Source organism: Aeromonas sp. ASNIH4, from assembly GCF_002934425.1.
Lineage (GTDB): Bacteria > Pseudomonadota > Gammaproteobacteria > Enterobacterales > Aeromonadaceae > Aeromonas > Aeromonas hydrophila.
Genome location: NZ_CP026217.1, coordinates 2668012 through 2686626, shown reverse-complemented (window position 1 = coordinate 2686626; position 18615 = coordinate 2668012). Strand labels below are relative to the sequence as shown.

Annotated in this window: 13 protein-coding genes and 1 pseudogene; 12 read left to right on the top strand and 2 right to left on the bottom strand. The window is 62.0% G+C overall.

The window, feature by feature from the left end:
- Positions 1-87 precede the first annotated feature (87 nt).
- The 10 genes and pseudogenes from pepB (at position 88) to der (ending at position 11020) form a co-directional block, all read left to right on the top strand.
- Positions 88-1371 (top strand): annotated as a pseudogene (gene pepB / locus C2U40_RS12295) (aminopeptidase PepB).
- A gap of 269 nt (positions 1372-1640) precedes the next feature.
- Positions 1641-2069, top strand: coding sequence for a nucleoside-diphosphate kinase (gene ndk / locus C2U40_RS12290; protein WP_011705641.1), 429 nt, complete (start codon positions 1641-1643; stop codon positions 2067-2069).
- Positions 2070-2237: 168 nt separating this feature from the next.
- On the top strand, positions 2238-3341 hold the full coding sequence (locus C2U40_RS12285; RefSeq protein ID WP_011705642.1) for a bifunctional tRNA (adenosine(37)-C2)-methyltransferase TrmG/ribosomal RNA large subunit methyltransferase RlmN: 1104 nt from the start codon (positions 2238-2240) through the stop codon (positions 3339-3341).
- Between the two features lie 12 nt (positions 3342-3353).
- Positions 3354-4145, top strand: a complete 792-nt coding sequence (tapF, locus tag C2U40_RS12280; protein ID WP_011705643.1) for a PilW family type IVa pilus biogenesis/stability lipoprotein TapF — start codon at positions 3354-3356, stop codon at positions 4143-4145.
- Entirely contained in the window at positions 4135-5073 is a 939-nt protein-coding gene (locus C2U40_RS12275) for a RodZ domain-containing protein (RefSeq protein ID WP_103827187.1), read from the top strand. The genes tapF and C2U40_RS12275 overlap by 11 nt, the downstream gene beginning before the upstream one ends.
- Positions 5074-5083: 10 nt before the next feature.
- Complete coding sequence (ispG, locus tag C2U40_RS12270) at positions 5084-6199, top strand: flavodoxin-dependent (E)-4-hydroxy-3-methylbut-2-enyl-diphosphate synthase (protein ID WP_103827186.1); 1116 nt, start codon at positions 5084-5086, stop codon at positions 6197-6199.
- A 138-nt stretch (positions 6200-6337) separates the two neighbouring features.
- Positions 6338-7615 carry a histidine--tRNA ligase gene (gene hisS / locus C2U40_RS12265; RefSeq protein WP_103827185.1) on the top strand — a complete coding sequence of 426 codons (1278 nt, stop codon included), beginning with the start codon at positions 6338-6340 and terminating at the stop codon, positions 7613-7615.
- Positions 7616-7618: 3 nt separating this feature from the next.
- On the top strand, positions 7619-8269 hold the full coding sequence (locus tag C2U40_RS12260; protein ID WP_029301239.1) for a YfgM family protein: 651 nt from the start codon (positions 7619-7621) through the stop codon (positions 8267-8269).
- A complete protein-coding gene (bamB, locus tag C2U40_RS12255) occupies positions 8262-9446 on the top strand; it encodes an outer membrane protein assembly factor BamB (protein WP_103827184.1) in 1185 nt (394 codons plus the stop codon). Before C2U40_RS12260 ends, bamB begins: the two co-directional genes overlap by 8 nt.
- A gap of 74 nt (positions 9447-9520) precedes the next feature.
- On the top strand, positions 9521-11020 hold the full coding sequence (gene der, locus C2U40_RS12250) for a ribosome biogenesis GTPase Der (protein ID WP_011705649.1): 1500 nt from the start codon (positions 9521-9523) through the stop codon (positions 11018-11020).
- Positions 11021-11023: 3 nt separating this feature from the next.
- Here the strand turns inward: der and C2U40_RS12245 are convergent, their stop codons facing one another.
- Positions 11024-12226, bottom strand: coding sequence for an ISL3-like element ISAeme19 family transposase (locus C2U40_RS12245; RefSeq protein ID WP_081000878.1), 1203 nt, complete (start codon positions 12224-12226; stop codon positions 11024-11026).
- Positions 12227-12435: 209 nt separating this feature from the next.
- Here C2U40_RS12245 and C2U40_RS12240 point away from each other — a divergent pair, with 209 nt between their 5' ends.
- Positions 12436-12669: a zinc ribbon domain-containing protein gene (locus C2U40_RS12240; protein ID WP_016350409.1), complete on the top strand. Its 234-nt coding sequence runs from the start codon at positions 12436-12438 to the stop codon at positions 12667-12669.
- A gap of 358 nt (positions 12670-13027) precedes the next feature.
- Here the strand turns inward: C2U40_RS12240 and mltF are convergent, their stop codons facing one another.
- On the bottom strand, positions 13028-14518 hold the full coding sequence (gene mltF, locus C2U40_RS12230) for a membrane-bound lytic murein transglycosylase MltF (protein ID WP_011705651.1): 1491 nt from the start codon (positions 14516-14518) through the stop codon (positions 13028-13030).
- A gap of 149 nt (positions 14519-14667) precedes the next feature.
- On the opposite strand from mltF, the gene purL reads away from it, so the two are divergent.
- A complete protein-coding gene (gene purL / locus C2U40_RS12225; protein WP_181014732.1) occupies positions 14668-18573 on the top strand; it encodes a phosphoribosylformylglycinamidine synthase in 3906 nt (1301 codons plus the stop codon).
- Positions 18574-18615: the final 42 nt, after the last annotated feature.

Sequence of the window (18615 nt, the reverse complement as noted above, 5' to 3'; positions counted from 1 at the left end):
AGCATTTGGTGAAGGCTTTGGACAATCGGCGAAAAGCGCCACGGCCTGCGTATTATCTGACACCCGCTGGCTGCAGGAGGTGAGTGCATGAACATCTGGTTGAGCCGAGAATTTGCCGCTCCCGAGTGGGGCGAGGGGGCGCTGCTCTCCCACCGCGCCGACGGCATGGTGATCCATCTGGTGACCGCCAGCCCCTTGCTGGATATCCAGCAGGCGGCACGGCGTCTGTGCAGTCAGGGGATCCAGCAGGTGGTGTTGGCCGGTCACTGGGAGCGTGAGCAGCAGTGGGCTTTCGCCCAAGGGCTGCAGACCCCCTAGGTGGAGGTCGAGCTGCAGTGGGCTACCTCGTCCGAGGAGGATCGGGAAGAGCTGGAGGCGCGCTGGCTGTGCGGGCGCTGGGTGCGGGAGATGACCAATGCCACGCCGGAACAGCTGGGGCCGCTGGAGCTGGCGGTTGAAGCTGCCGCCTTCATCACCGAGCTGGCGCCGGACCGGATCAGTCATCGCATCCTCAAGGGGGAAGCCTTGCAGCAGGCGGGCTGGGTCGGTCTCTATCAGGTCGGCCGTGGCAGCGAGCGCGAGCCCGTGCTGCTGGAGCTGGACTTCAATCCAGGTCGGGATCCCAAGGCCCCGGTGGCCGCGGCCCTGGTGGGCAAGGGCATCACCTTCGACTCCGGCGGCTACTCCATGAAGACCTCCCAGGGCATGCTGACCATGAAGCACGACATGGGCGGTGCCGCCATCGTCACCGGCGCCCTGGCGCTGGCCATTCTGCGCGGCCTCGACAAGCGGGTGAAGCTCATCCTCTGCTGCGCCGAGAACCTGGTCTCGGGTCATGCCTACAAGCTGGGCGACATCCTCACCTACAAGAACGGCACCACGGTGGAGATCGTCAACACCGACGCCGAGGGGCGGCTGGTGCTGGCCGACGGCCTGCAGCTGGCCGGGGATTCCGGTGCGCCGCTGGTCATCGACGCCGCGACCCTCACCGGGGCGGCGGTGATGGCGCTGGGGGGGCGTTACAATGCCCTGTTCGGACTGGACAAGGGGCTGGTGAGTCGCGCCATGGGTTATGCGGATGCCGAACAGGAACCCACCTGGCCGCTGCCGCTGGAACCCTGGCATCGCCAGCAGTGCCCGTCCCACTATGCCGACACCGCCAACAGCCGGCCCGTGCCGGGCGGCGGTCCGGGTGGTGCCTCCAACGCGGCGGGCTTCCTCTCCCGCTTCGTCGCCAATGAGGGGCAGGGCTGGCTGCACGTCGATCTCGCCGCCTGTTTCAGCGAGAACGGCGACAACCTGTGGGCGCCGGGGGCCAACACCCTGGGGATGCGCACCATCGCTCACACCCTGCTGGCGGAGGTCCGCTGACAGGCAACGACAAGGGCACCTGCGGGTGCCCTTTCGACAGGGGGAGGCTGAGCAATAGCCTGGGTTTCAGGGGGTTAACATGACTATCGTGCACAAGCGCACATTTTTTCCTGCCAGCCTGGGCCAAGATGAGTGGTGATGTTGTTTTAGGGAAGGATTTGTTTAATAAAAAGTTGCTTTTCTGTGTGTTATTTCGCTTTTTGTTTACGTATAATCGCCGCCGAACATGGATTCTAACAATAAATCTCTGTAGTTAAGGAAAGATCTCAATGGCCATCGAACGTACCTTCTCCATCATCAAGCCGGATGCCGTCAGCAAGAACCTGATCGGTGCCATCTACAACCGTTTCGAGAGCGCTGGCCTGAAAGTCATCGCCGCCAAGATGCTGCACATGAGCAGCGAGCAAGCCGCCGGTTTCTATGCCGAGCACCAGGGCAAGCCTTTCTATGACGGCCTGGTCAGCTTCATGACCTCCGGCCCCGTCATGATCCAGGTGCTGGAAGGCGAAGAGGCCATCCGTCGCCACCGTGAAATCATGGGCGCCACCAACCCGAAAGAGGCCCTGGCCGGCACCCTGCGCGCCTGCTTCGCCGAGAGCATTGACCGCAACGCCGTGCACGGCTCCGATGCACCGGCCTCCGCTGCCCGTGAAATCGCCTACTTCTTCTCCGACGCCGAGATCTGCCCGCGCGGCTGATTTCTGTCGAAAGAACCCCAAGGGAGCCTCGGCTCCCTTTTGTTTTTTGGTCATTCGGTCAATATCCACTTATTCTCCAGGTGGAAAGCCGGACCCATAATTTGTACAATGCCGCCCCCTGACGTAGGTCAGCCGATAATTTATGAAGTGTGTGAGCTGAGGCCCTTGATGAGCGAAACAAAAACCAACCTGCTGGATCTTGATCGGGATGCCATGCGCGCCTTCTTCGTCGAACTGGGCGAGAAGCCGTTTCGGGCAGATCAGGTGATGAAGTGGATCTATCACTTTGGTTGTGATGATTTCGATCAGATGAACAACGTCAACAAGGTGCTGCGCGAGCGCCTCAAGGCGATCGCCGAGATCCGGGCGCCGGAAGTGAGCCGCGAACAGCGCTCCTCCGACGGCACCATCAAGTGGGCGCTGCAGGTCGGCGGCCAGGAAGTGGAGACCGTCTACATTCCGGAAGAGGATCGGGCGACTCTGTGCGTCTCCTCCCAGGTAGGCTGTGCCCTGGAGTGCAAGTTCTGCTCTACCGCCCAGCAAGGCTTCAACCGCAACCTGAAAGTCTCCGAGATCATCGGCCAGGTATGGCGCGCCGCCAAGATCGTCGGCGGCAAGCGTCCCATCACCAACGTGGTGATGATGGGGATGGGCGAGCCGCTGCTCAACCTCGCCAACGTGGTGCCGGCCATGCGCCTGATGATGGACGACTTCGGCTACGGCATCTCCAAGCGCCGGGTGACCATCTCCACCTCCGGCGTGGTACCGGCACTGGACATGCTGGGCGACCAGATTGACGTGGCCCTCGCCATCTCCCTGCACGCACCCAACGACAAGCTGCGCTCCGAGATCATGCCGATCAACGACAAGTACAACATCGAGGAGTTCCTCGCCGGTGTCCGTCGCTACCTCGGCAAGTCCAATGCCAATGGCGGCCGGGTGACCGTGGAATATGTGCTGCTCGATCATATCAATGACGACATGCAGCATGCCCACGAGCTGGCCAAGGTGCTCAAGGATACCCCGAGCAAGATCAACCTGATCCCGTTCAACCCCTTCCCGGGCAACCCCTACGGCAAGCCGAGCAACAGCCGTATCGACCGTTTTTCCAAGGTATTGATGGAGTACGGCTTCACCGTTATTGTGCGCAAGACCCGTGGCGATGACATCGATGCGGCCTGCGGCCAGCTGGTGGGGGAGGTGATCGATCGCACCAAGCGCACCATGAAAAATCGGATGCAACAGGATGGGATTTCCGTCAAAATGGTTTAACTTGCTAAGCCATTGTATAGTCAGGGAATGGATACACGTACATTGATCGTAGTGGCAGCGCTCTGCGCGCTGCCAGGCTGTGTTACCGAGACCACTTACGCTGGCCAAAATTCCACCCAGCGTGAAGTGGGTCCCGATCTCAAGGCGGCAGCCCAGACCCGTCTGGATTTGGGTATTCAATATCTGCAACAGGGCAACGCCGAGCAGGCCAAGTTCAACCTTGACCGCGCGCTGCAGTATGACCCTGCCAACCCTCAGGTTTACGTCGGTTTTGCCTACTTCTACCAGCAGGTGGAAGATTTCAAGGCGGCCGAAGAGAGCTACAAGAAAGCCCTTGCCATGGATCCGTCCAATGCTGACGCGATGAACAACTATGGCGCCTTCCTTTGCAATCGTGGTCGCTTCGACGAGGCGGAAAAGGCCTTCCTGCAGGCCGTCAGCCAGCCCAACTACATCAAGATTGCCGATACCTATGAAAACGCGGCACTTTGCGCCGCGCAAAATCGCAGAAATGATAAAGCAAGCGAGTATTATCGCTTGGCCTTGGGGTATAATCCCCGCAATCCAAGGTTATTGCTGGACATGGCGGAGCTTTCCATGAAAGATGGCAAGCTGCCTGATGTGCAGGCCTATCTCGCCCGTTTTGCCGATGTGTCAGACGAGAACGAGAACAGTCTCTGGTTGAGATTGCGGCTGGCGCAGGCCATGGACAAACCGGCACTACTTCACCAATTCGGGACTGAGCTGGTAAGGCAATATCCCACTTCGCAACAAGCCAAGCGTTACTTAGCCAATGACTACTGAACAGCCACACGATTTTCAAGACGACTCCCAGGCAGTTGGCCCAGGCCAGCTGCTGCGCAACGCCCGTGAACAGCTCGGCTGGACACGAGAACAGGTTGCGTCTCGCATTCACCTTCGTCTGACCCTGATTGCCGCGATCGAATCGGATACGTATGACAAGCATACGTCCCATACCTTCATTCGTGGCTATCTGCGTACTTATGCCAAGCTGGTCGGTATCCCGGAAGAGACCATCCTCGCGGCTTATGACAAGCTGGGGCTGACTCCCCCCGACAACATCGACATGCAGAGCTTCTCTCGTCGCTCCCGTCAGCAGGCCAACGACAGCCGCCTCAAGGTCGTTACCTGGCTGGTGATCCTGGTGCTGATCGCGCTCTCCGTCGCCTGGTGGTGGCAGAGCACGGCGCGTCGCTCCGCCGGTGACGAGGCCCTGGCCGCGACTGAAATGGGCGCAACCAGCAACACCCCGAGCGCCACCGTGCCGCCGGCGGTGGACGTGGCTGACCCTGTGGTTGCTCCGGCAACTTCCGCTGCGGCCGCGACCTCGGCTGACCCCGTGGTGAGCGCCGCCGCGACCACCCTGCCGGTCGATGCCAGCAGCGCCGTGGCGACCACGGCTGTTGCGACCTCTGCCGCCACTGCCACGCAACCGGCTGCCGACACCGCCACGAGCGAGCCGGCCAAGGTGCCCCAGCTGAAGATGAGCTTCACCGCCGACTGCTGGCTGGATGTCAAGGATGCCAAGGGCAAGACCCTGTTCAGCGGCCTCAAGAAGGCCAATGACGAACTGGTACTGGAAGGACCCGAGCCGCTCAAATTCATCATTGGTGCGCCCATGGCCGTCAATATCGAATATCAGGGCAAGTCCATCGACATGAGCCGTTACAACAACGGCCGGACTGCTCGCCTCTCACTGCCGCAGGAGTAATCTGTCCGCCATGTCCGCTCACGAATCTCCCATCATTCGTCGTAAATCCAGGCAGGTCATGGTCGGTAATGTACCGGTTGGGGGCGATGCCCCCATCACGGTGCAGACCATGACCAACACCAAGACCACGGACGTGGCCGCCACCGTCGAGCAGATCCAGCGGATCGAGCGGGTTGGCGCCGACATCGTGCGGGTCTCGGTTCCCACCATGGAAGCGGCGGAAGCCTTCAAGCTCATCAAGCAGCAGACCCGCATTCCCATCGTCGCCGATATCCACTTCGACTACCGTATCGCCCTGAAAGTGGCCGAATACGGTGCCGATTGCCTGCGCATCAATCCGGGCAACATCGGCAACGAGGAGCGGGTCCGCGCCGTGGTCGACTGTGCCCGTCACTACAACATCCCGATCCGCATCGGCGTCAACGGCGGTTCGCTGGAGAAAGACATTCAGGAGAAGTACGGCGAGCCGACCCCGGAGGCGCTGCTCGAGTCAGCCATGCGCCATGTGGACTATCTGGATCGCCTGAACTTCGACAACTTCAAGGTGAGCGTCAAGGCGTCCGACGTCTTCCTGGCGGTCGGCGCCTATCGCCTGCTGGCCAAGCAGATTGAACAGCCGCTGCACCTTGGTATCACCGAAGCGGGCGGTTTTCGCGCCGGCGCGGTGAAGTCCGCCATCGGTCTTGGCATGCTGCTGAGCGAAGGCATCGGCGACACCCTGCGCATCTCGCTGGCCGCCGATCCGGTGGAAGAGATCAAGGTGGGTTTCGACATTCTGAAATCCCTGCGCATTCGTTCTCGCGGCATCAATTTCATCGCCTGTCCCTCCTGCTCCCGCCAGGAGTTCGACGTCATCGGCACGGTCAACGCCCTGGAAGAGCGGCTGGAAGACATCATCACCCCGATGGATGTCTCCATCATCGGCTGCGTGGTGAACGGTCCGGGCGAGGCGCTGGTCTCGGATCTGGGTCTGGCGGGGGCGGCCAACAAGAGCGCCTTCTACGAGGGTGGTCAGCGGGTGGACCGGCTCGACAACAAGGATCTCATTCCGACCCTGGAGCGCCGCATTCGCGCCCGGGCCGCCATGCTGGATCCGGCCAACCAGATCCAGGTGGACGAGGGTTGAGCAACCAAGGGCCACTCAGGGTGGCCCTGTCTTTAGGTTGCTGATTTTACATCCCGCATTGGAATACCCTGATTTTACCTCGGGGTCGAAAATCCCTATAATGCGGCCAAATTTTACCTCTTTTTCTCGAGTATCAACGTGGCAAAACAGATCCAAGCTATTCGCGGTATGAATGATTGCCTGCCGGAGCAGAGCCCGGTATGGCAGAAAGTAGAACAGATCCTGCGCCAGGTCGTGGCCAGCTATGGCTACAGCGAAGTGCGCATGCCGATTGTCGAGCAGACCCATCTGTTCAAGCGCGCCATCGGTGAAGTGACCGACGTGGTCGAAAAAGAGATGTACACCTTTGAAGACCGCAATGGCGACAGCCTGAGCCTGCGCCCGGAAGGCACCGCCAGCTGCGTGCGTGCCGGCATAGAGCACGGTCTGCTTTACAACCAGGAACGCCGGATGTGGTACATGGGCCCCATGTTCCGTCACGAGCGTCCCCAGAAGGGCCGCTATCGCCAGTTCCACCAGTTCGGGGTCGAGCTGTTCGGCATCAACGGGCCGGACATCGATGCCGAACTCATCATGCTGACCCACCGCCTGTGGCGTCTGTTCGGCATCAGCGAACACGTGACCCTGCAGCTCAACACCCTCGGTCAGAGCAGCGAGCGCGCCGCCTACCGCGATGCGTTGGTGGCCTATCTGGAGCAGTACAAGGATCAGCTGGACGAAGAGAGCCAGCGCCGCATGTACAGCAACCCGCTGCGGGTGCTCGACTCCAAGGACGAGAAGGTACAAGCCATTCTGGTGGGCGCCCCGTGTCTGTTCGATCACCTGGGCGAAGAGAGCCTGGCCCACTTCGAGGGGCTCAAGCGCCTGCTCGAATCCGCCGGCATCCAGTATGAAGTGAACGAGCGGCTTGTGCGCGGCCTTGACTACTACAACCTCACCGTGTTCGAGTGGGTCACCAACAGTCTGGGTGCTCAGGGCACCGTCTGTGCCGGTGGTCGCTACGACGGTCTGGTGGAGCAGCTCGGTGGTCAGCCGACGCCGGCGGTGGGCTTTGCCATGGGCATGGAGCGACTGGTGCTGATGCTGGAGACCCTCGAACTCAACGGCGATATCCGGCCGGCGGTGGATGTCTACCTGGCCATGGTGGGCGAGGGCACTGAACAGGCCGGTTTCCAGCTGGCCGAACGGCTGCGCGATGCCCTGCCTGACTTGCGCCTGATGAGCCACTGCGGCGGCGGCAACTTCAAGAAACAACTCAAGCGTGCCGACAAGAGCGGCGCGGCCATTGCCCTGATCCTTGGCGAGACCGAGGTGCAAAACGGGGAGATCACCATCAAATATCTGCGTGGCCAGGCCGAGCAACAGACCGTCACGGTCGACGCCGCCATTGCCCTGCTGGCAGCCAAAGGAGAGTAAGCTGTGGAAGTTTATACCACCGAAGAACAACAGGTTGAGGTCATCAAGAGCTGGTGGAAAGAGAACGGAACCTCGGTGATCGCAGGAACTGTTATCGGTCTGGTTGGACTCTTTGGCTGGCGCTACTACAACGAGCATCAGCAGACCAGCCAGGAGACCGCCTCCCAGGCTTACAACGAGATGGCTGCCCAGCTGGCCAAGGGTGATGCCGCCGGCTTCGAGCAGGCGCAAAGCTTCATCAGCGCCCACAAGGGTGACTCCTATGCCGAACTGGCTGCCCTGCAGCTGGCCGCCGCCGCCGTCAAGGCCGGCAAGCTGGATCTGGCTGCCGAACAGCTGACCCAGGTGGCCACCAGCGGTGACGAGAGCATCCGTCCCATCGCCGCCCTGCGTCTGGCTCGGGTTCTGAACGATCAGGGCAAGGCTGACGAGGCGCTGGCCCAGCTTGGCAAGATCAACAACGAGGCCTTCAAGGCCCAGGTCGCGGAAGTGCGCGGCGACGTGCTGCTCAAGCAGGGCAAGGCCGAAGAGGCGCGCGATGCCTATCAGGCGGCGGCCGATGCCGGCGGCCTGCAGGGCAGCGCCGAGCTCAAGCTGAAAATGGACGATCTGGCGTTGCCAGCGGTGACCACGGGTGAGGCTCCGGATGCGTAATCTGTTCAAGATGGTGGTGTTGGGGACTGCGGTCTCCTTCGCCCTGCAGGGGTGCTCCCTGTTCAGTTCGGAAGAGGATCTCAACCCGATGGCGCCGCTGCCCAAGGTCGAGTCCGCCTTCACGGCCGATACCAGCTGGTCCTCCTCGGTGGGTGACGGCATTGGCGACTTCTACTCCCAGCTCAAGCCGGTGGTGGAAGAGGAGCGCATCTATGCCGCTGCGCGCGATGGCGACGTGACCGCCTTTGACCGCGAAAGCGGCAAGGAGCTGTGGAGCGTGGATCTGGCTGACCTGCCGATCAACGCCGACAAGCGCAGCGCCCGCCTCTCCGGTGGCCTGGTATCCCGTTACGGCAAGCTGTTCCTGGGTTCCGAGAACGGGGTGGTCTACGCCCTGAACCAGGAGAATGGCGAAGTGCTGTGGCAGACTTCGGTGCCGGGTGAAGTGGTGGCAAGCCCTGCCGTCGAAGATGGCCGGGTAGTGGTGCTGACCACCTCGGGCCGTCTGGTGGCGCTCGATACCGATGAAGGCAAGCTGCAGTGGACCCTGGCGGAAGAACAGCCGCCGTTGACCCTGCGCAGCGCCGGTGCCCCCATCATCACCAACGGCGCCGTGCTGTACGGCCGCGCCGATGGCAAGGTGGGCATCGCCCTGCTCAGCAACGGTCAGCCGGTGCGCCAGTCCAAGGTGGCCGACCCGCGCGGTGCCACCGAACTGGATCGGATGGTCGACGTGGACGCCACCCCGCTGATCGCCGGCGATGAGCTCTATGCCATCGCCTATAATGGCCAGCTGATGGCGCGCAAGCTGATGACCGGTGACGAGGTATGGAAGCGCAAGTATTCCGGCTACCGCGACATGGCGGTGACCGGCAATGCCATCGTGCTGACCGACAGCCGCAGCCACCTGTTTGCGGTCGACCGTCGCAATGGTCTCGAGCTGTGGTCCAATACCCAGCTGGAAAACCGCACCGTGACCGCCCCCGTCATCCTGGGTGACTATGTGGTGGTCGGCGATGTGGAAGGTTACCTGTATTGGCTGGATCGTACCGACGGTACCATCAAGGCCATGCAGCAGCTCGACAGCAGTGGTCTGTACGCCGCCCCTCTGGTGGACGGTGACACCCTGTATGTGCAGAGCCGTGGCGGCAAGTTGTACGCTATCAAGCGTCCCTGATCGCCCGTCAATCTGAATATCCGGCTCCTGGTCTTCGGACCCGGAGCCTTTGTCGTCTTGAGAATGAGGCTTTTATGACTCCTGTAGTAGCCCTGGTGGGCCGCCCCAACGTGGGGAAATCCACCCTGTTTAACCGCCTGACCCGTACCCGGGATGCCCTGGTGGCTGACTTCCCCGGTCTGACCCGGGACCGCAAGTACGGCCAGGCGAAGTTGGGCGAGCTGGAATTTATCGTGGTGGATACCGGCGGTATCGATGGCACCGAAGAGGGGATCGAGCTGAAGATGGCCGAACAGTCCCTGCTGGCCATCGAAGAGGCTGACGTGGTGCTGTTCATGGTGGATGCCCGTGCCGGTTTGACCGCGGCGGATCAGGCCATTGCCGAGCACCTGCGCAAGACCCACAAGAAGGTGTTTCTGGTGGCCAACAAGACCGACGGCATCGACGGTGACTCCGCAGTGTCCGAGTTCTACGGTCTGGCTCTGGGCGAGGTCTACCAGATGGCTGCCGCTCACGGTCGTGGCGTACTGAGCCTGCTGGAGCTGGCGCTGGCCCCCCATCTGGAGACCCTGGTCGACGCCGCCACACAAGAAACCGCGCAGGATGAGGAAGAAGAGGACTTCGACGAAGAAGCCCTTCTGCGCATGGTGGCTGCCGGTGAACTCGACACCAAGGAAGACACCAAGGAGACGCCGTTCGCCGATCTGCCCATCAAGTTTGCCATCGTCGGTCGCCCCAACGTCGGCAAATCCACTCTGACCAACCGCATGCTGGGTGAAGATCGGGTCATCGTCTATGACATGCCGGGCACTACCCGCGACTCCGTCTACATCCCGATGGAGCGTGACGAGCAGAAGTACGTCATCATCGACACCGCCGGCGTGCGTCGCCGCGGCAAGGTGCACGAGACGGTGGAAAAGTTTTCCGTCATCAAGACCCTCAAGGCGATTGAAGATGCCAACGTCTGCCTGCTGGTGATCGACGCCCAGGAGACCATCACCGATCAGGACTTGAGCATCCTTGGCTTCGTGCTCAACACCGGCCGCTCCGTGGTGCTGGTGGTGAACAAGTGGGATGGTCTGGATCAGAAGGTGAAAGAGGACGTCAAGAACGAGCTGGATCGTCGTCTGGGCTTCATCGACTTCGCCCGCGTACACTTCATCTCCGCCCTGCACGGCAGCGGAGTTGGCCACCTGTTCGAATCCATTCAGGAGGCCTACCAGTCCGCCACCCGCCGTACCAGCACCGCCATGCTGACCCGCATCATGCAGATGGCGCAGGAAGACCACCAGCCGCCGATGGTGAACGGTCGCCGGGTCAAGCTCAAATATGCCCACGCCGGTGGCTACAACCCGCCGCGCATCGTGATCCACGGCAACCAGCTCAACGATTTGCCGGATTCCTACAAGCGCTACCTCATCAACTACTTCCGCAAGTCGCTGAAGATCATGGGGACGCCGGTCCGGGTCGAGTTCCAGGAGTCGGCCAACCCGTTCGAGGGCAAGAAAAATACCCTGACCCTGAGCCAGGAGCGTCAACGCAAGCGCCTGCTCAAGGCCAAAGCCAAGAAATAAGGTTCATCGCGGCTTTCCGGGGAAGGCCGCCTTGATTTTCAGAAAAAAGTATTCTGAGTCCCTAAATCCATATGCCATACGCTTTATCACTTTGATCTTGTTGTTCACCCCTTCCAGCACACTCGTGTGCATCGGGTAGTTTGCACTCGCCAGGATCCCCCGCATATATTTCGATAAATTTCGACCAAATCGTTGCAGCGGCGCTAGCCCGCTTTCCTTCACCTGCCGCATCCAGCTCCGCCATCGTCGCCATCCTTCCCACACGCTCGGCGCATACCAGATGCCCTTCAACCCCTCTTTCAGCACGTACACCATCGCCAGCGGTTGATTCGCCGCCAACAGCTCCTGCAACTTCACATCCTGTTTTTCACTCAACTTCGCCCGATTACGTAGCAGCAACCAACGCGCACTTTTGACCACTTTTCGCGCCGGTTTATCGCTTTTCAGTGCATTCGCCTGCTCCACTCGCACCCGGTCCACCACCTCTCGGCCATAGCGAGCCACCACGTGGAACAGGTCGTAGACCACCTCCGCCTGCGGGCAGTGTTGCTTCACCTCCAGGTCGAACGCCGTGTTCATGTCCATCGCCACCGCTTCAATCTGCTGGCATCGCTCGCCGAGCTGCTCGAAGAAGGGACGGATAGCGGCCCGGCTGTTGCCGTGCCCCACCCACAGGACGCGGGTTCGCTCGGCATCCATGATCACGGTGGCATAGCGGTGTCCCTTGTGCAGGGCAAACTCATCCATCACCAGCCGCCGCACCTCCCCAAGTTCGATGGTGCCCACACTGGTCTGCAAACGGCGCTTGTCGATCTCCTTGATGGTGTGCCAACCGACCCCGGTGAGCTGGCTGACATGGCGGATGGGGAGGTACTGAACGAGCGCTTCAATCCAGCACTGCATGCGCCGGGTGAGGCGGGAGCCAGAGGGGAGCCAGTCGATATGTTCACTGACGCGACCACAGCGCAGACAGTCGACGCGGCGAACAGGCAGTTGTAACCAGACTTGTCGGTCAAATAGGTCTCGCTCACGCACCCGGCGGATACGTTGGTCGTGGATCAATGGCGTGGGTTGCAGGCATCGGCGACAACGGGGCAAGAAGTCGGCGCGAGGCTCAAGGGTAAACAGGGTGTGATGGTTGGCAGAAAGCGCTTGGGCGATGACGGTATAACCTGGCCAGAAGGAGGCAATATCAATATGATGCACGGCGACAGCAGGGTGATGGTGGTGGTGTGTTTGGAGACAGCCAGTTTACCAGCACCCTGTCTGTCAACTTCCACTTCCCCAAGATCCCGCGAAGAACCAGAAATAAGGCCCAGCGGCTGCCCTCACCGGCAGCCGTTTTTTCTGGGGCCAGGGGAGGGGAATCTGCAGTGGGTGGGCCCACCGCACATTCACTTTGCGAGGAGCCAACCATGAGCCACCTTCACTGCCCTGCCTGTCAGGGCGAACTGGACAGTCGCAGCCGCGAGACCGCCTGCAGCCAGTGCCAGGCCCGTTTCCAGATCCGGGCCCTCTGCCCGACCTGCCGGCAGGAGCTGGAGCGGCTCAAGGCCTGCGGCGCGGTGGATTACTTCTGCAATCACTGCAACAGCCTGGTATCGAAGCGGGCAGTGGTGTTTGAGGTGAGCCCGCTGGCGGGGAATTGAGGCGATAAAAAACCCGGCGATTGCCGGGTTTATGCTGCGTGTTCTGCTATCAGCAAGGTGAAGGAGCGGTTTCGGCGCCATATCTTGCGTTTGATGTCATTGAGCTTGAGTTTGCGTCTGGGGCTCCAGCCGCACTTTGCTTTTCTGACCAGTGTCGTTCTTCTGCGAGCTCGCATCTTGGTCTCCTCCCATTGGGTGGCCATCCCGGCCTTGGGTGATGATGGGAGCCTATCTGAAAGTGCTGTCATCCCGAGTGCAAGTGGATGAAATAGCGCGATAAAAACAATTTCGGATAGGCTCCGGTATGGTCGGATGGTAACAGAGAAACCACCCGAAAAACAAACCTGTCAACAAGGGATCAGCGCAGGGTGATCTGCTTGACCACTTCGGCGATGACGGTGGGGCGCTCGGCACTGGGCGGCTCGCTGCTGTCGTCATCGTCCAGCTCTTCACGGCGGTGGGCTTTCTGCTGCTCGTTGTCGAGCCAGAGCAGGCTCTGGTAGTACTGACGTACGTTGTTGACGTAGTTGCGCGCCTCGCCGCCACGGGCATAGCCGTAGCGTACCTTGCGATGCCAGCGCGACTGTTGCAGCAGCGGCAGCACCTCTTTCACGTCGCTCCAGGCATCGGGATTTTTACCGAGCTCCTTGGTCAGGCGGCGGGCATCCATCATGTGGCCGTAACCGATGTTGTAGGCGGTGAGGGCAAACCACACCTTCTCGTCATCGGGCACCGAGGCGGGCACCTTCTCCATCATCTGCTCCAGATAACGGGCGCCGCCCTTGATACTCTCCTCCGGGTGCAGCCGGTTGTTGACCCCCATCGCCTTGGCGGTGGGCTCGGTCAGCATCATCATGCCGCGCACCCCGGTGTAGGAGCGCGCCTCCGGATCCCAGTGGGATTCCTGATAGCTGATGGCGGCCAGCAGGCGCCAGTCCACCACGTTGGCGTGGGTCTTGAACAGATCCTGATACTTGGGCAGCAGGCTCTTGGCCCGCTGCAGGAAGGTGCGGGTGTCGACGAAGTCGAAATTCTGCACGTGGCCGAAGTACTTCTCGTCGAGCTTGGCGATAGCGCCGTCCATGAAGCGCTGGCCGAAGAAGTCGATGATGCTGGCGTAGAGGCTGTCGTCCGGCAGCTTGGTCATGGCCCAGGCCACGGTCTGGTTCTTGGCCAGGGTCATCCCTTCGGTGAGCTCGGGGTAGTAGCGCTGGGTGCGGGCCAGCACGGTATCCTGCACCACCGTGTAGTCAATCTTGCCGTCGGCCACCTGCTTGAGCAGCTCCTCCACGTCGGCATCCCGATTGGTGCTCCACTTCAGGTTGGGGTACTGCTTGGCGAGCTCCTTGAGCAGGTCTTCGCCGGTGGAACCGGCCGGCACCACTATGTTGCCCTTGAGATCGCCGATGTCCTTGGGCTTGGGAGAGCCGTTGCGATAGACCAGCTTGGGAGAGACCTGGTAGAAGCCGGGGCCGAAGCGAAACAGCTGGCGCCGCTCCGGGGTGACCACGATGGCGGCAGCAGCCAGATCCAGCTTGCCTTTTCTCAGCAGTTCCACCAGTTCGGCGGTGGAGTAGACCGGCACTATGGTCAGCTTGACCCCCAGCCAGTCGGCATAACTCTGCGCCAGCTCGTAATCGAACCCCTGGGCGGTGTCGTCACGCTGGTAATAAGAGGTGGGGCCGTAGATGGTGCCAACCCGGATCTCGCCTCGCTGGCGGATCTGCTCCAGCTGGCTGGAGGGGGTGTAGAAGTCGCAACCGACCAGGGTCAGCAGCAACGTCAGCCCGATAAACAGTCGAAAAATGCAGCGCAAGTAGGTGAGTACCCTTGTTGAAAAAATCGGCATTTGTCAAAAAAGAGGCACCTTTATACCAGAGAGTGTGCACCGAGTCACACTGGGCAAAACAAGAAAAACGTTTGTCCGGCATGGGCCTGATCCCTATAATACGCGCGTCTCAATTCCCCCCCACTTCAACACTTGGTGAGAAAGGTCATATGGATATCTTGCGTGGTGCCCCCGCACTGTCTGAGTTTCGTGTCCAAAAACTGCTGCAACGCTTCGCGCAGATGAAACAGGAGAGAGGAGTAGAGATAGAGGATGTCTATGCCGAATACGTGCACTTTGCCGAGCTCTCGAGCCCGCTGTCGCCCCCGGAGCGAGCGACCTTGGGCCAGCTCCTGCGCTACGGCCCGACCATCCCCGAACACACCCCCAGCGGTCAGCTGTTTCTCGTTACCCCCCGCCCCGGCACTATCTCCCCCTGGTCTTCCAAAGCAACCGACATCGCGCACAACTGCGGCCTGGATCAGGTCAAGCGGCTCGAACGCGGCATCGCCTATTACGTGCAGGCCAAGGGTGAGCTGAGCGCCGCCCAGCGCGCCGCCGTGGCCGCCGTGCTGCATGACCGCATGATGGAGACGGTGTTTGGCGAGATGAACGAGGCCGCCGCCCTGTTTGCCCATCACGAGCCGCGCCCCTTCACCCAGGTGGATGTGCTGGGCGGTGGTCGCGTCGCGTTGGCCGAGGCCAACGTGGCGCTCGGTCTGGCGCTGGCCGACGACGAAATTGACTATCTGGTGGAGAATTTCACCAGGCTGGGTCGCAACCCCAACGACATCGAGCTCTACATGTTTGCCCAGGCAAACTCCGAGCACTGCCGCCACAAGATCTTCAACGCCGACTGGACCATCGACGGTGAGCAGCAGCCCAAGTCGCTGTTCAAAATGATCAAGAACACCTTCGAGCAGACGCCGGATCATGTCCTGTCTGCCTATAAAGACAACGCTGCGGTGATGGAAGGGAGCCAAGGTGGCCGCTTCTTCCCGAGCCCCGCCAGCGGCGAGTATCACTATCATCAGGAGCGCGTCGACATCCTGATGAAGGTGGAGACCCACAACCACCCGACCGCCATCTCCCCGTTCCCGGGCGCAGCCACCGGCTCCGGCGGCGAGATCCGCGATGAGGGTGCCACCGGTCGCGGTGCCAAGCCCAAGGCGGGTCTGGTGGGCTTCTCCGTTTCCAACCTGCGCATCCCCGGCTTCGAGCAGCCCTGGGAGCAGGATTTCGGCAAGCCGAGCCGCATCGTCAGCGCGTTTGACATCATGCAGGAGGGGCCGCTCGGCGGCGCCGCCTTCAACAACGAGTTCGGCCGTCCGGCCATTCTCGGTTACTTCCGTACCTTCGAAGAGCAGGTGCCGAGCCACAACGGCGTCGAGGTGCGCGGCTACCACAAGCCCATCATGCTGGCGGGCGGTATCGGCAACATCCGCAGCGAGCACGTCCAGAAAGGGGAGATCCCGGTGGGGGCTGCCCTCATCGTGCTGGGTGGCCCGGCCATGAACATCGGTCTGGGCGGCGGCGCCGCATCAAGCATGGCCTCCGGCCAGTCGGCCGAAGATCTCGACTTTGCCTCGGTGCAGCGCGACAACCCCGAGATGGAGCGCCGTTGCCAGGAGGTGATCGACCGCTGCTGGCAGCTGGGGGACGACAACCCCATCGTCTTCATCCACGACGTGGGGGCCGGCGGCCTCTCCAACGCCATGCCGGAGCTGGTGAGCGACGGCGATCGCGGTGGTCGTTTCTCCTTGCGCGCCATTCCGAACGACGAGCCGGGCATGAGCCCGCTCGAGATCTGGTGCAACGAATCCCAGGAGCGCTACGTACTGGCGGTGGCCAAGGAGAAGCTGCCGCTGTTCAAGGCGCTGTGCGAGCGCGAGCGCGCCCCCTATGCCGTCATCGGCAGCGCCACCGAAGAGAAGCATCTCACTCTCTCGGATGAGCACTTTGACAATCACCCCATCGACCTGCCGCTGGACGTGCTGCTGGGCAAGACCCCCAAGATGCACCGCGAGGTTGCAAGCCTGCCGGCGCAGGGCAAGCCACTGGCGCTCGATGGCATCACCCTGGGTGAGGCTGCCGAGCGGGTGCTGCGTCTGCCCACCGTGGCGGAGAAGTCCTTCCTCATCACCATCGGCGATCGCAGCGTGACCGGCCTGGTCAACCGCGACCAGATGGTCGGCCCCTGGCAGATCCCGGTGGCTGACTGCGCCGTCACCGCCGCCACCTACGACAGCTACCACGGTGAAGCCATGTCGATGGGTGAGCGCACCCCGGTGGCGCTGCTCTCCCACGCGGCTTCCGCTCGCATGGCGGTGGCGGAAGCGCTCACCAACCTGGCGCCGGCCCACATCGGCTCGCTCAAGCGGGTCAAGCTCTCCGCCAACTGGATGGCCGCTGCCGGTCACCCGGGCGAAGATGCCGGCCTCTACGAAGCGGTCAAAGCGGTGGGCGAGGAGCTCTGCCCGGCCCTTGGCATCACCATCCCGGTGGGCAAGGACTCCATGTCCATGAAGACCCGCTGGCAGCAGGATGGCAAGGAGCACAGCGTCACCTCGCCGCTCTCCCTGCTCATCTCCGCCTTTGCCAGGGTCGAGGACGTGCGCAACACCGTCACGCCGCAACTGCGTACCGATCTCGGTGAGACCGACCTTATCCTCATCGACCTTGGCAACGGCAAGCAGCGTCTCGGCGCCTCGGCCCTGGCTCAGGTCTATCGCCAGCTGGGTGACAAGGCACCGGATCTGGACAACCCGGTCCAGCTCAAGGGCTTCTTCAACGCCATCCAGGCGCTGGTGAGCGATCGCAAACTCGTCGCCTACCACGACCGCTCCGACGGCGGCCTGTTTGTCACCCTGGTGGAGATGGCCTTCGCCGGTCACTGCGGTCTCGACCTGCAGCTGGATCGCATCGGCGGCGAACTGCTGCCGGCCCTGTTCAACGAAGAGCTGGGCGCCGTCATCCAGGTGCGTCGTGAAGACAAGGAGGCGGTGATGACCCTGCTGGCCGGTCACGGCCTGGCGGCTTGCTCCCACGTGCTTGGCACGGTGCGCGAGGGGGATCTCATCACCCTGCAGCGGGCCGGTCAGGAGGTTTACCGCGCCAGCCGTACCGCTCTGCGTACCATCTGGGGCGAGACCAGCTGGCAGATGCAGCGCCTGCGCGACAACCCGGAGTGCGCGGATCAGGAGCATGCCGCCCGTCAGGACGCAGCCGATCCTGGCCTGCAGGCCAAGCTCAGCTACAACCCGGCCGAGGACGTGGCAGCACCCTACATTGCCCGCGGGGTCTCCCCCCGTCTGGCGGTGCTGCGCGAGCAGGGGGTCAACTCCCACGTGGAGATGGCGGCGGCGTTTGACCGCGCCGGCTTTGCGGCGGTGGACGTGCACATGAGCGACATCCTCGAGGGGCGCATCAAGCTGGATGCGTTCCAGAGCCTGGTGGCCTGTGGCGGCTTCTCCTACGGCGACGTGCTGGGGGCGGGCGAAGGCTGGGCCAAATCCATCCTGTTCAACGACGGTGCCCGCGAGCAGTTCCAGCGCTTCTTCGAGCGCGGCGACACCCTCTCCCTGGGTGTGTGCAACGGTTGCCAGATGATGTCCAACCTGCGCGAGCTGATCCCGGGTGCCGATCTGTGGCCGCGCTTCGTGCGCAACCGCTCCGAGCGCTTCGAGGCCCGCTTCAGCCTGGTGGAAGTGCAGGACTCCCCGTCGGCCTTCTTCGCCGGCATGGCAGGCTCGGTGATGCCGATTGCCGTCTCCCACGGGGAAGGGCGAGTGGAGGTGCGCGATGCCGCTCACCTGGCTGCGCTGCAACAGAGTGGGCTGGTGGGGCTGCGTTTCGTCGACAACCGCGGTCAGGTGACCGAGCAGTACCCGGCCAACCCGAACGGCGCACCGGCGGGTATCACCGCGGTGACCACCACCGACGGTCGCGCCACCATCATGATGCCGCACCCGGAGCGGGTGTTCCGCACCGTGGCCAACTCCTGGCACCCGGACAACTGGGGCGAGGACGGCGCCTGGATGCGGATGTTCCGCAACGCCCGGGTACGTCTGGGTTAAGTTCGCATCGCAAACAAAAAACCGGCCCCTGTGGCCGGTTTT

Coding starts and splice junctions, on each gene's coding strand:
- ndk (WP_011705641.1), top strand. CDS start 1,641: ATGGCCATCGAACGTACCTTCTCCATCATCAAGCCGGATGCCGTCAGC.
- C2U40_RS12275 (WP_103827187.1), top strand. CDS start 4,135: ATGACTACTGAACAGCCACACGATTTTCAAGACGACTCCCAGGCAGTT.
- purL (WP_181014732.1), top strand. CDS start 14,668: ATGGATATCTTGCGTGGTGCCCCCGCACTGTCTGAGTTTCGTGTCCAA.
- C2U40_RS12240 (WP_016350409.1), top strand. CDS start 12,436: ATGAGCCACCTTCACTGCCCTGCCTGTCAGGGCGAACTGGACAGTCGC.
- bamB (WP_103827184.1), top strand. CDS start 8,262: ATGCGTAATCTGTTCAAGATGGTGGTGTTGGGGACTGCGGTCTCCTTC.
- C2U40_RS12285 (WP_011705642.1), top strand. CDS start 2,238: ATGAGCGAAACAAAAACCAACCTGCTGGATCTTGATCGGGATGCCATG.
- der (WP_011705649.1), top strand. CDS start 9,521: ATGACTCCTGTAGTAGCCCTGGTGGGCCGCCCCAACGTGGGGAAATCC.
- mltF (WP_011705651.1), bottom strand. CDS start 14,518: ATGCCGATTTTTTCAACAAGGGTACTCACCTACTTGCGCTGCATTTTT.
- ispG (WP_103827186.1), top strand. CDS start 5,084: ATGTCCGCTCACGAATCTCCCATCATTCGTCGTAAATCCAGGCAGGTC.